This is a genomic window from Achromobacter sp. EB05 (assembly GCF_044232075.1).
Taxonomy (GTDB): domain Bacteria; phylum Pseudomonadota; class Gammaproteobacteria; order Burkholderiales; family Burkholderiaceae_B; genus Achromobacter; species Achromobacter dolens.
Genome location: NZ_CP155917.1, coordinates 1,866,179 through 1,878,064, shown reverse-complemented (window position 1 = coordinate 1,878,064; position 11,886 = coordinate 1,866,179). Strand labels below are relative to the sequence as shown.

Here is an 11,886-nt window from a genome sequence, read left to right as displayed (position 1 = left end):
CGGCGCCGCATACCCACTGCAAAAAAATACCGAATCCCTGGAGAAGACAATGCGTAAATCCTGGCTCGCGGCCACGATCCTGGCCGCCTGCGCGGTCGCCGCGCCCCTGGCCGCCTCGGCCCAGACTCCCCTGAAGATGGCCTATGCCCTGTCCACGTCGTCGCACTATGGCGCCGGCGCCGACGCCCTGGCCAAGTCGATCGAGGCGTCCAGCAACGGCAAGTACAAGGTACAGCAATTCGCCAACAGCGCGCTGGGCGGCGAACGCGAGGTGATCGAGGGCTTGCAGATCGGCACCATCGACCTGGCGATCGTCTCGACCGGCGCCACCCTGAACTTCGTGCCCGAGACCGGCGTCTTCGACATCCCCTTCCTGCTGCGCGACCTGCCGCATGCGCGCAACGTGCTCGACAGCAAGATCGGACAGGATATGCTGGCAAAGTTCCCCAGCCGCGGCATCATCGCGCTGGCCTGGGGCGAACAGGGCTTTCGCCACCTGACCAACAACGTGCGCCCGGTCAAGACGCCGGCCGATGCCAAGGGCCTGAAGATCCGCACCACGGAAAACCCGATCCACATCACCGCCTTCCGCCAGATCGGCATCCTGCCGACCCCGATGGCCTGGCCGGAAGTGGCCACCGCCCTGCAGCAGGGCACCATCGACGGCCAGGAAAACCCGCTGTCGGTGATCACCTCGGCCAAGCTGTCGCAGATGCAGAAATACCTGTCGCTGACCGGCCACGTCTACGGCCCGGCGCTGGTGCTGATGTCGGCCAACGTCTATGACGGCCTGTCGGCCGACGACAAGGCCAAGTTCGACAAGGCCGGCAAGGAATCGGCCCAGGCCATGCGCGCCTACGTCGACAACATCGAGAAGACCGGCGTCGAGCAGCTCAAGAAGGAAGGCATGCAGGTCACGGAAGTCGACCGCGCCGCCTTCGCCGCCGCCGTCGAGCCGGCCTACCCCGAGTACTACAAGAAGTTCGACAAGAAGCTGATCGAGTCGATCCGCGACACCAAGTAAGCGCAAGGCCGGCACGGCGCGAGGCGCCGGGATGACGAAAGCGAATTTCGTCCCCGGCGGCGCCTGCCGCTCCGCCCTCCGCGCGCTCCGCCATCCGTCCTGGAAACCCCCATGCGTCTGCTCTGCGCCTTCGACCGCATCCTGTTCAAGCTGGTGTCGGTCATCGCCCAACTCCTGCTGGTGGCCGCCGCGGCCGCCGCCTTCTACCAGGTCATCGCCCGCTTCGTGCTGCATTCGCCAGCCGACTGGAGCGAGGTGCTGACCCGCGCCCTGCTGATCTGGACGGTGCTGCTGGGCGTGGCCCTGGCCTTCCGCCACGGCGCCATGATCAGCGTCGAACTGCTGCGCAACCTGCTGGGCGGCATGCGCCGCCGCATCCTGGAAGCCGTCATCGGCCTGGTCTGCGCCGGCTTTCTCGGCTTCATCGCCTGGATCGGCGGCCAGATGACCTACCGCGTGCGTTTCCAGAACGTGCCCAGCCTGGACATCTCGATTTCCTGGATCTACCTGGCGATCCCGGTGGGCGCGACGCTCGCCGCCATCGCCGTGCTGGCGCGCTGGTGCGCCGGCGAGGAAGACAACACGCCCGTGCGCAACGACGCGCAGGGTTGAGCCCCCGTCCCGAATCCAAGCAGCCGATATCGCCATGTCCCAATTAATGATTGTCTCGATGCTGATTTTCTTCGGGCTGTCCGTGCCGGTCGCCGTGTCGATCGGGCTGGCCAGCCTGGCGGGGGTCGGCGCCGCCAACCTGCCCTGGCTGGTGGTGGCCCAGCAGCTCTATGCCGCGCTGGACAAGTACCCGCTGGTCGCGATCCCGTTCTTCATCCTGGCCGGCAACCTGATGGAAGCCGGCGGCATCTCCGAACGCATGGTGGAGTTCGCCAAGAGCGTGGTCGGCGGCATCCAGGGCGGCCTGGCCTGCACCTGCGTGCTGACCTGCATGATCTTCGCCGCCGTGGCCGGCTCCAGCGTCGCCACCACCTTCGCGGTGGGCGCCATCCTGATCCCGGCCATGATCCGCCACGGCTATCCCGCCCCCTTCGCCGCGTCATTGCAGGCCAGCGCGGCCGAGCTGGGCGTGATTATCCCGCCGTCGATCCCGATGATCCTGTTCGCGGTGTCCACCGACACCTCCACCGGCGAGCTGTTCATCGCCGGCGTCATGCCCGGCATCCTGATCGGCCTGGCGCTGATGTTCTACGTCTGGTTCTACGCCAAGCGCAACAACCTGGGCAAGCGCGACGGCGAAGGCCGCCTGCCGCTGTGGCCAGCCTTCAAGCGCGCCTGGCTGGCGCTGATGATGCCGGTGATCATCCTGGGCGGCATCTACGGCGGCGTCTTCACCCCGACCGAGGCCTCCGTGGTGGCGGTGATGTACGCGGTGGTGGTGGGCAAGTTCATCTACCGCCGCCTGAGCTTCAAGCAGTTGTCGGACACGCTGCACAAGTCGGTCGTGTCCACCGCCGTGATCATGTTCGTGATCGCCAACGCCGGCGTGTTCAGCTTCCTGCTGAACCGCGCCGGCATCCCCGATGCGTTGGGCGTGTGGCTGGCGCAATTGTTCGACACCCAGTTCTCGTTCCTGATGGGCGTGAACCTGGCGCTGTTCGTGATCGGCATGTTCATCGAGACCTCGGCCTCGATCGTGGTGCTGGCCCCGCTGCTGCTGCCGGTGGCGCTGAAGTTCGGCGTGGACCCGGTGCACTTCGGCATCATCATGGTGGTCAACCTGGCCCTGGGCATGATCACGCCGCCGTTCGGGGTGAATCTGTTCGCGGCCTGCGCGGTGGCGAAGCTGCCGTTGGAGCGGTTGATCAAGCCGTTGATTCCGTTCGTGGGGGTGGTGATTGTTTGTCTGATGGTGATTACTTATTGGCCGGGGTTGTCGTTGGGACTACGGGATTTGGTTTATTCGAAGTAGGTTTTTTGATTGCGGGGGGGCTTCGTAGGCCGCCTGTTGCGGCGGGGTGGGCCGGGTGGGGCGCCAACGATTGCGGTCCGGAGCGTTCGCTCTGGACGGGAGTGTCATAAATTTTGTGTTTGAGGCCTAACATACCGCTCAAGGAGCATGTGTATGGCCACAAAGAAGAGACTTCCCCTGCGCGAGTTGCCGTCGATTCCGGCAGACCTGGTAGATCAATTCGTTAAAGGCCCGATGACCGCGGAGGCGGTGCAGGACCTGTCGATGGCGTTCAAGAAGGCGCTGATCGAGCGGGCCCTGGGGGCTGAGCTTGGACACCACCTGGGCTATGCCCAGGGCCAGGAGCGCCCCGAGGAGGCGACCAACCAGCGCAATGGCAAGAGCCCCAAGACGGTGCTTACCGACGACGGCCCGCTGCGCGTGAACATTCCCCGGGACCGCGACGGCAGCTTCGCCCCGATCCTGATCCCCAAGCACGAACGTCGCTTTACCGGGTTCGACGACAAGATCATCGCGATGTACGCACGCGGGATGACGGTGCGCGAGATCCAGGGGTTCCTGGCCGAGCAGTATGGCACTGAGGTCTCGCCGGAGTTCATCAGCTCGGTGACCGACGCAGTCATGGACGAGGTCACCGCCTGGCAGACCCGGCCGCTGGAGACGATGTATCCGGTGGTGTTCTTCGATGCTCTACGAGTCAAGATCCGCGAGGATGGGGTGGTGCGCAACAAGGCGGTGTACCTGGCGCTGGGTGTGCTGCCAGACGGCACGCGCGACATCCTGGGCTTGTGGATCGAGCAGACCGAAGGCGCCAAGTTCTGGATGAAGGTGTTCAACGAACTGAAGACCCGCGGCACGCAGGACATCCTGATCGCGGTCACCGACGGCTTGAAGGGCATGGAGCAGGCGCTGAACGCGGTGTTCCCAGCCACGACGCTGCAGACCTGCATCGTGCACCTTATCCGCGCCAGCCTGGACTATGCCAGTTGGAAGGAGCGGCGCACCGTGGCAGCGGCGCTCAAGCCCATTTACACCGCACCGACCGTCGAGGCAGCACTAGCGGCCCTGGCAGAGTTCGAGCGGGGGCCGTGGGGGCAACGCTACTCGCCGATCGTGGATGCCTGGCGCCGGGCCTGGGACCGCGTGATCCCGTTCTTTATGTTCCCGCCGGCCATCCGCAAGGTGATCTATACCACCAACGCCATCGAGAGCATCAATGCGCAGTTGCGGCGCGCGGTCAAAACCCGGGGCCACTTCCCTAGCGACGAGGCGGCCACCAAGCTGCTCTGGTTGGTACTGCGCAACATTACCGAGGCCTGGGGAGGTGCCACTCATGATTGGAAAACCGCCATGAACCAGTTCGCCATCATTTATGCCGAACGCTTCACCGACCCGTATCGCTGAGATAGCATCAACAAGCCTGACCGATCCTCGGCCAGGCGTTTAATGCCTTAAACACAAAAATACTGACACTCCCCTCTGGACTTGCCTAGGCGGCCCCCCCATCCTCATCCTTGTAGTCGCCTGCGGCGACTGCCTTCGGATTCCGTCGGGCGCATCGACGGCGCCCCACCCGGCCCACCCCGCCGCAACAGGCTACCGGCATCCAGACATGGGGCGCTGCTACATCGAGGTGTGGGGAGAGAGATTTGCGGGGCCCGCCCCAGGCCGGCCGCGCGGGCGGCCTTTTGGGGCTTACGCGGGGTCTTGCGTCGGGATGATGACGCTATCGCGTGTGGGAACGGCGAAATCGAGTGCTATTGAGAGATCGTTGGCACCAAGACTGTTTGTGGTCGGCGCGCGAAGATCCTCACAAGCAATACGGTGCACATCGCGCCGACCACCACCGCCCCTCCCCCTGACGTGCGGAACCACCAGAAAACCGCTCGCCGCCCGCGCACAGCGCCCCCGCCCCACTTTCAGATGCACAGACGCCCAGCGTGGCCGCCCGCGCGGCCGCGATGGGCAGCCCTGTAGATTTCATGCCCTGCACACAAGTCTAGCAACGCAACAAGCCAAGACGCTCGCAGCCCCTCGGTCGGGCGGACCCGATGGCGGGCAACCTCGATGCGCCCGACGGAATCCGAAGGAGTCGCCGAAGGCGAGGACGAGGATGAGGATGGGGCAGTCCGGAGCGAACGCTCCGGACCGCAATCGTGGGCGCCCGCCATCGGGTCCGCGCGACCGAGGGGCGACCTACGAAGCCCGCTCCCGCACCCAAACCCCACCAGGAAAGCCATCAAGCCGCCCGCAACATCGCCCACTCCACGGCATGACACCGCACCTCACGCCCGCCAACAACCGCCACCTCAGGCGCCCTCTCCCGACACACCGCCCTCGCATTCGGGCACCTCGGATGAAACGTGCATCCGCTTGGCGGCTGAATCGGATTCGGCACCTCGCCGCCCATCGGCTCGCGGTCGCGCCTGGGGGAGTCCAGATCTGGAATCGTATCCAGCAGCATTCTTGTGTACGGATGTTCCGGCGCATCGAACAACTCGTCCGCCGGCGCCTGCTCCACGATCCGGCCCAGATACATCACCGCCACCCGGTCCGACACGTGGCGCACCACCGACAGATTGTGGCTGATGAACACATACGTCAGGCCGAACTCCTTCTGCAGATCGCCCATCAGGTTCAGGATCTGCGCCTGCACCGACACATCCAGCGCCGAGGTCGGCTCGTCGCACACCAGGAATTCGGCCTGCGTCGCCAGCGCCCGCGCGATCGAAATGCGTTGGCGCTGGCCGCCCGAGAACTCGTGCGGATAGCGCGACGCGTCGTTCGGCGACAAGCCCACCAGAGTCAGCAGCTCCTCCACCCGGCGCCGCGTGTCCGCCGGCGTGGCGCGCAGGCCTAGCGTGACGATAGGCTCGGCCACGATCGCGCCCACCCGCCAGCGCGGATTCAGGCTGGCATACGGGTCCTGGAAAATCATCTGCGGATGCAGCGCGCCGCCCGTACGGCTGCAACCATAACGCAGCGTGCCGCGGGTCGGCGCCACCAGGCCCACCAGCAGCTTGGCCAGCGTCGACTTGCCGCAGCCGGACTCGCCGACAATGCTCAGCGTGGTGCCGCGCGGCACCGCCAGCGACACGCCGTCCACCGCCTTGAGCGTCTGCGGCGGCTGGCGCGACAGGGTGCGTTCGAGCCAGGGCGGCGAAACGTCGAACCAGCAGGCCAGGTCATCGGCCCGCAACAGGATGTCATGGTCATGCGGCATGGGCAACGCCTCCTTGGTGCAGCCAGCAGGCGCTGAGGGTCGCGCCCGACGGAGTGGACGCCAGCGCCGGGCGGTCCATGCCGCAGCGCGGACCGGCCTGGCCGCAGCGCGGATGGAACGCGCAGCCGTCCGGCATCGCGTGCAGGCGCGGCATGGCGCCGTCGATCTGGTTCAGACGCGCGGCGCGCTGGCGCAGGCCGGGAATCGCGTTCATCAGGCCCTGGGTGTACGGATGGCCGGGGCGCCGCAGCACCTCCAGCACCGGGCCGATCTCGACGATGCGGCCGGCGTACATCACCGCCACCCGATCGGCCGTCTCGGCGATCACGCCCATGTCGTGCGTCACCAGCAGCACCGAGGTGCCCTGCTCGCGGCACAGCCGGCGCAGCAGCGCGGTGATCTGCGCCTGCACCGACACGTCCAGCGCGGTGGTCGGCTCGTCGGCGATGATCAGCCGCGGCCGCGCCGCCAGCGCCAGCGCGATCACCACCCGCTGACGCATGCCGCCGGAGAACTGGTGCGGATAGTGGTCGATGCGACGGTCCGCCGCCGGAATGCCGACCGCCAGCAGCAGTTCGAGCGCGCGCTGGCGGGCCGCGGCGGCCGACACCTTGTCGTGGTGGCGGACGGTCTCGACCAGTTGGTCCCCTACGGTGAACAGCGGGTGCAGGCTGGTCAGCGGATCCTGGAAGATCGAGCCGATCTCCTTGCCACGCAGTTGCTGACGCGCGCGGGCCGGCAGGTTGTCGATGCGGCGGCCAGCCAGGTGGATCTCGCCGCCGCCCAGGCGGCCCGGCGGTTCCAGCAGGCCGATCACGGCCATGCCGGTCAGCGACTTGCCGGCGCCGGACTCGCCCACCATGCCCAGGATCTCGCCCGGCTGGATGTCGAAACTGATATCGCGCGTGGCCACCAGGAGGCCGTGGCGGGAAGGAAACTCCACCGACAGGCCGCGCACCGACAGGGTGGGCGCGGCGGGATTCGGAACGGTCGTCATGACGGGCTCCTGGGAAATCTCGGGTAGCTGGAGGAAAAGATCTCGTCGACCGGCGGATGGCCCCAGGTACGGTCGGGGTAGCGCGCCACCAGCCGGTCCAACTGCGCTTGCGCCTGGTCCTGCGCCAGCCGGGCATCGAAGCCGGGAATGCGGCCATTGACCATGACGAAGCGGCCGTCGATCACCACCTGCGACACGTCGCGGCCGCTGCCGCCGACCATCAGCGTCTGGATCGGATCGATCAACTGGCCGTTGCGGTCGTGGGAAAAATCGAACACCACGATGTCAGCCTTGGCGCCCGCCGCCAGCCGCCCCAGGTCGGCGCGGCCCAGCGCGTCGGCCCCGCCCACCGTGGCGGCGTCGTAATAGTCTTCCGAGCGCACCGCCTCGGTGGACTGGTCCATCACCCGGCACAGCATCATGCCGACCTGCATGTTCAGCACCATGTCCGGCGGCCAGGTGTCGGTGCCCATGCCGATCTTCACGCCCAGCTTGCGATAGCGGGCGAACGATTCCAGCGTGGCGCCGTGGCGCGCCGACACCAGCGGACAGTGCACCACCGTGGCGCCGCCGTCGCGGATGATCTCCAGGTCCTGCCCCGGCCGTTCGATCTGGCGCGAGCCGGACACATAGATGCCGTGCGGCAGCAGCGCGCGCTCGGACAGGAAGCCCAGGCTGCGCAGCCATTCGGGCGGGCTCATGCCGTGCTGCGCCAGCACCAGGTCGTATTCCAGGCGCGACTGGCAGCAATGCAGGCGGATCGGGATGGCGCGTTCACGCGCCGCGGCGGCCGAGGCGCGCAGCAGCTCGGGCGTGCAGGTCTCGATGCGGTCCGGCGACAGCATGGCGCGCACCCGGCCGTCGTACAGGCCCTCGACCTCGTCGGCGAACGCCACCGCCTGTTCCAGTCCGGCCATGCCGCGCGCCGCATCGTAATGGCAGCGGATGCGTCCTTCCCCGTCCACATAGGTGTGGCCGCTGCGATAGGCCGGCCCCAGGTAGACGCGCAGCCCCAGTTCGCCGGCGGTGCGCGCCGCCGACAGGAATTCCTCGCGGGTCTCGCCCCACACGCGGTAGAACAGCGAGGCGATCGGCAGCGCGGTGGTGATGCCGTTGCGGATCAACTGGGCGAAGGCATAGCGCTTCTGGAACGCCAGCTCGTTCGGCGTATACATCTCGTACGGGCCGCGCTGCATATACGTGTCAGGCCAGATGCGGCCCTTGCGCCAGGCCGGCGAGTTGTCGAAACCCAGGATGGTCGTGTCCAGGTCCGACAGCGCATCCAGGTCGACGAAGCCCGGGCCGATCAGGGCGCGGCCGTAGTCGTGGCGCCGCGCCACCGGGCCCGGATAGCGCGGACCGACATAGACGATGCGGTCGCCCTGGAACACCACCTCGCCATTCTCGTAGAGGCAGTGGCGGCCGTTTTCGTGGCCGACCACCCAGCGCGCGGTCAGCAGCGTGGCGTCGTCGCGAGCGGCCATCACGGCGCCTCCACCAGCGCGCGGCCATCGCGCGCCACCACCCGGCCGCGCTTGACCACCAGCTTGCGCACCGGGCGCGAGACGATCGCCTCGGCCACCGTCTCGGCGTCCACCAGCACGAAGTCGGCGTGGCAGCCCGGCGCCAGGCCGTAGTCCGCCAGGTCCATGACGCACGCATTGCCATAGGTCGCCACGTGTAGCGCCAGCGCCAGTTCGTCGTCGCGGCGGAAGTTGTTGCGCAGGCCCACCAGCATGGTGCGTTCCAGCATGTCCGGCTTGCCGTACGGGCCCCAGGTGTCGCGCATGCCGTCGTTGCCGGTACAGACGGTGACCCCGGCCGCGTGCAGCCGCGCCACATTGGGCACCGGACGCGAGGCCGAGCCGGTCGTCATGATGTGCACGCCCGCCTCCACCAGCCCGTCCACCAGCCCCTGCACCGCCTGCGCGTCGGGCATGCCCAGGCAGAACGAATGCGACAGCGTCACCTTGCCCTGCATGCCCAGCGCCAGCACCCGGTCGATGGTCATCTGCATCGAGAACGCGCCCAGCTCGCCCGCCTCGTGCAGATGGATGTCGATCGGCTTGCCATGCTTGTCGGCCAGGGCGAAGACCGCGTCCAGGTGGCCCTTGGGGTCGCGGTCCATGCCGGCCGGGTCGAGCCCGCCGACCACGTCCGCCCCCATCCGCAGGGCCTGCTCCATCAGTTCCAGCGTGCCCGGGCGGATCAGCAGCCCGCTCTGCGGAAACGCCACGATCTGCACGTCGATCTGGTCGCGGTACTGGTCGCGGGCGCGCATCACGCCCTCGATCGCCGCCACGCCGATGTCGGTGTCCACGTCGACGTGGCTGCGGATGTGGCTGGTGCCGTCGGCCACCGACATCACCAGTTGCCGCGCCGCTTGGCGATAGGGATCGATCCCCAGGCGGCGCTTCTCGGCGCGCTCGTTCTCGATCTTGTCGATCAGGCGCGGGCCCACCTCGTTGCGGTACCAGGGCATGCCGTACAGGGTCTTGTCCAGGTGCGCGTGGGCGTCGATCAGGCCGGGCAGCAGCAGCGCGCCGCCGCCATCGACGCGCGGCACGCTGTCCGGCACCGCGCCGTCCATGGCCGCGAAGCGGCCGTCGCGCACCAGCACCGAGGTGGCTTCGCCACCCGCCGGGCGGACATGGGTATACAGGGTTGCGTTGTCCATGGTTCTCTTGTCTCCGTGTTCTTGCCGCGCTCAGCGCAGGCGGGGATTGAGGGCATCGCGCAGCCAGTCGCCCAGCAGGTTCACCACCAGCACCACCAGGCTCAGGTACAGCGCGGGAAACACCACCACCCACCACTGCCCCGAGAACAGGAACTGGTTGCCCAGCCGGATCAGGGTACCCAGCGACGGCTCGGTCGGCGGCATGCCCACGCTCAGGAAGCTCAGGGTGGCCTCGATCAGGATCGCCAGGCCCAGGTTCAGGGTCGCGGTCACCATCACTGGCGTCAGCGTGTTCGGCAGGATGTGGGTCAGCATGATGCGCAGCGGGCTGACCCGGATCAGCCGCGCCGCCTGTACGTATTCCTTGCCGCGCTCGACCAGCGCCGAGGCGCGCACGGTGCGGGCGTACTGCACCCAGTTGGTCATCGAGATCGCCAGGATCAGGATCACCGCCGATAGCGTCTCGCGCAGGCCCGGCGGCAGCAGTTGCCGGAACACCGCCGTCACCAGGATCGCCACCAGGATGGTGGGAATGCTCAGCAGCGTGTCGCCCAGGCGCATCAGCGCATTGTCGATCCAGCCGCCGAAATAGCCGGCCGCCAGCCCCACCAGCAGACCGATCGCCAGCGACAGCACCACCGTGGCCAGCCCGATCACCAGCGACATGCGCGAGCCATACAGGATCGCCGACCAGACATCGCGCCCCTGGGTGTCGGTGCCCAGCAGGAACTGAGCCTCGCCGCCCGCGATCCAGCGCGGCGGCAGCTCGGCGTTGAGCAGGTCGAGTTGGGCCAGGTCGTAGGGATTCTGCGGCGCGATCCAGGGCGCGAACAGCGCCAGCAGCACCACGGCGATCAGCACCACGCCCGCCCCCATCGCCACCGGATCCTGCCGCAGGCTCCACCACAGGTCGCCCTGGAAGAAGCGCGCCAGCCGGCCGCGGCCCGCGTTCGACATCGGTTTAGTGAGCATTGGCGCCTCCCTTGACGTGCTGGCTGCGCAGGCGCGGATCGACCACGCCGTACATCATGTCCACCAGCGTGTTCAGCGCCACGAAGATGAAGGACACGATCACCAGATAGGCGGCCATGACGGGAATGTCCACGAACATGACCGATTGGATGAACAGCAGGCCCATGCCGGGCCACTGGAACACGGTTTCCGTGATGAGCGCGAAGGCGATCAGGTTGCCGATCTGCATGCCGGTCACGGTGATGACCGGCATCAGGCAATTGCGCAGCGCCAGCCGGAAATGCACCACCCGGTCCGGCAGGCCGCGGGCGCGGGCGAATTTGATGAACTCGGTGCGCAGCGTCTCCAGCATCTCGGCCCGCACCAGCCGCATGATCAGCGTGATCTGAAACAGCGCCAGCGTGATCGACGGCAGCACCAGCGCGGCGCGGCCCGAGGGCGTCAGCAGGCCGGTGGTCCAGCCGCCGATGCGCACCGTGTCGCCGCGCCCGAAACCGGGCAGCCAGCCCAACTGCACCGAGAACACCAGGATCAGCATGATGCCGACCACGAAGCTGGGCAGCGAAATCCCCAGGATCGAGACGAACTGCAGCGCCTGCGCCAGGCGCGACTTGCGGTAGATGGCGGTCAGCACGCCCAGCGGCACCCCGATCACCAATGACAGCAGCGTCGCCATCATCACCAGCTCGAACGTCGCCGGGAAGCGCTCGGCCACCAGCGCGAACACATCCTGCTGGTTGCGGTAGGAAATGCCGAACTCGCCGCGCGCCGCGTTGGCGACGAAGTGCACGAACTGCATACCGACCGAGGCGTTCAGGCCCAGCCGCTCGCGCAGCTCGTCGCGCTGCGTCTGCGAGGCCTGCTCGTTGAGCATCATGTCGACCGGGTCGCCGACGAAACGGAAAATCACGAAGGCCAGCAACGCCACGGCCAGCATCACGCCGACCGCATTGCAGACCCGCCTAACTATGAACGCCAGCATGTGCGCCTCCTGTCAGCCCCTTGGGGGGCATCTCGACATTCCAAGCCAGGAGCGCCGCGGCCGATGCAGGACGCGGCGCCTTGCCCA

10 protein-coding genes are annotated in these 11,886 nt (G+C 67.4%); 4 read left to right on the top strand and 6 right to left on the bottom strand.

What is annotated here, in order from left to right; all coding sequences use genetic code 11:
• Positions 1-49 precede the first annotated feature (49 nt).
• From AAID08_RS08650 to AAID08_RS08635, 4 genes are all read left to right on the top strand, one after another.
• The gene (locus AAID08_RS08650) at positions 50-1,024 is read left to right on the top strand and encodes a TRAP transporter substrate-binding protein (RefSeq protein WP_049072622.1); all 975 of its coding nucleotides are present in this window, start codon (positions 50-52) and stop codon (positions 1,022-1,024) included.
• 111 nt (positions 1,025-1,135) lie between these two features.
• Positions 1,136-1,636 (top strand): TRAP transporter small permease, encoded by a 501-nt coding sequence (locus tag AAID08_RS08645; RefSeq protein ID WP_116792793.1) that lies wholly within the window; start codon positions 1,136-1,138, stop codon positions 1,634-1,636.
• A 34-nt stretch (positions 1,637-1,670) separates the two neighbouring features.
• A complete protein-coding gene (locus AAID08_RS08640; RefSeq protein ID WP_395757526.1) occupies positions 1,671-2,948 on the top strand; it encodes a TRAP transporter large permease in 1,278 nt (425 codons plus the stop codon).
• A gap of 153 nt (positions 2,949-3,101) precedes the next feature.
• Positions 3,102-4,352 carry an IS256 family transposase gene (locus AAID08_RS08635; protein WP_395756634.1) on the top strand — a complete coding sequence of 417 codons (1,251 nt, stop codon included), beginning with the start codon at positions 3,102-3,104 and terminating at the stop codon, positions 4,350-4,352.
• Positions 4,353-5,187: 835 nt separating this feature from the next.
• Here the strand turns inward: AAID08_RS08635 and AAID08_RS08630 are convergent.
• The 6 genes from AAID08_RS08630 to AAID08_RS08605 are packed head-to-tail and all read right to left on the bottom strand — an operon-like array spanning position 5,188 to position 11,799.
• Complete coding sequence (locus tag AAID08_RS08630) at positions 5,188-6,171, bottom strand: oligopeptide/dipeptide ABC transporter ATP-binding protein (protein ID WP_343719697.1); 984 nt, start codon at positions 6,169-6,171, stop codon at positions 5,188-5,190.
• Positions 6,161-7,168 (bottom strand): ABC transporter ATP-binding protein, encoded by a 1,008-nt coding sequence (locus AAID08_RS08625; protein WP_395757525.1) that lies wholly within the window; start codon positions 7,166-7,168, stop codon positions 6,161-6,163. Before AAID08_RS08625 ends, AAID08_RS08630 begins: the two co-directional genes overlap by 11 nt.
• Entirely contained in the window at positions 7,165-8,652 is a 1,488-nt protein-coding gene (locus tag AAID08_RS08620; RefSeq protein WP_395757524.1) for an amidohydrolase family protein, read from the bottom strand. Before AAID08_RS08620 ends, AAID08_RS08625 begins: the two co-directional genes overlap by 4 nt.
• Positions 8,652-9,845 (bottom strand): amidohydrolase family protein, encoded by a 1,194-nt coding sequence (locus AAID08_RS08615; RefSeq protein ID WP_395757523.1) that lies wholly within the window; start codon positions 9,843-9,845, stop codon positions 8,652-8,654. The genes AAID08_RS08620 and AAID08_RS08615 overlap by 1 nt, the downstream gene beginning before the upstream one ends.
• 30 nt (positions 9,846-9,875) lie before the next feature.
• Positions 9,876-10,817, bottom strand: a complete 942-nt coding sequence (locus tag AAID08_RS08610; protein WP_395757522.1) for an ABC transporter permease — start codon at positions 10,815-10,817, stop codon at positions 9,876-9,878.
• On the bottom strand, positions 10,807-11,799 hold the full coding sequence (locus AAID08_RS08605) for an ABC transporter permease (protein ID WP_054434346.1): 993 nt from the start codon (positions 11,797-11,799) through the stop codon (positions 10,807-10,809). The genes AAID08_RS08610 and AAID08_RS08605 overlap by 11 nt, the downstream gene beginning before the upstream one ends.
• Positions 11,800-11,886 lie beyond the last annotated feature (87 nt).

Bases quoted from the DNA above. Each gene is read 5' to 3' on its own strand.
- AAID08_RS08650 (WP_049072622.1), top strand. From the start codon at position 50: ATGCGTAAATCCTGGCTCGCGGCCACGATCCTGGCCGCCTGCGCGGTC.
- AAID08_RS08645 (WP_116792793.1), top strand. From the start codon at position 1,136: ATGCGTCTGCTCTGCGCCTTCGACCGCATCCTGTTCAAGCTGGTGTCG.
- AAID08_RS08640 (WP_395757526.1), top strand. From the start codon at position 1,671: ATGTCCCAATTAATGATTGTCTCGATGCTGATTTTCTTCGGGCTGTCC.
- AAID08_RS08635 (WP_395756634.1), top strand. From the start codon at position 3,102: ATGGCCACAAAGAAGAGACTTCCCCTGCGCGAGTTGCCGTCGATTCCG.
- AAID08_RS08630 (WP_343719697.1), bottom strand. From the start codon at position 6,171: ATGCCGCATGACCATGACATCCTGTTGCGGGCCGATGACCTGGCCTGC.
- AAID08_RS08625 (WP_395757525.1), bottom strand. From the start codon at position 7,168: ATGACGACCGTTCCGAATCCCGCCGCGCCCACCCTGTCGGTGCGCGGC.
- AAID08_RS08620 (WP_395757524.1), bottom strand. From the start codon at position 8,652: ATGGCCGCTCGCGACGACGCCACGCTGCTGACCGCGCGCTGGGTGGTC.
- AAID08_RS08615 (WP_395757523.1), bottom strand. From the start codon at position 9,845: ATGGACAACGCAACCCTGTATACCCATGTCCGCCCGGCGGGTGGCGAA.
- AAID08_RS08610 (WP_395757522.1), bottom strand. From the start codon at position 10,817: ATGCTCACTAAACCGATGTCGAACGCGGGCCGCGGCCGGCTGGCGCGC.
- AAID08_RS08605 (WP_054434346.1), bottom strand. From the start codon at position 11,799: ATGCTGGCGTTCATAGTTAGGCGGGTCTGCAATGCGGTCGGCGTGATG.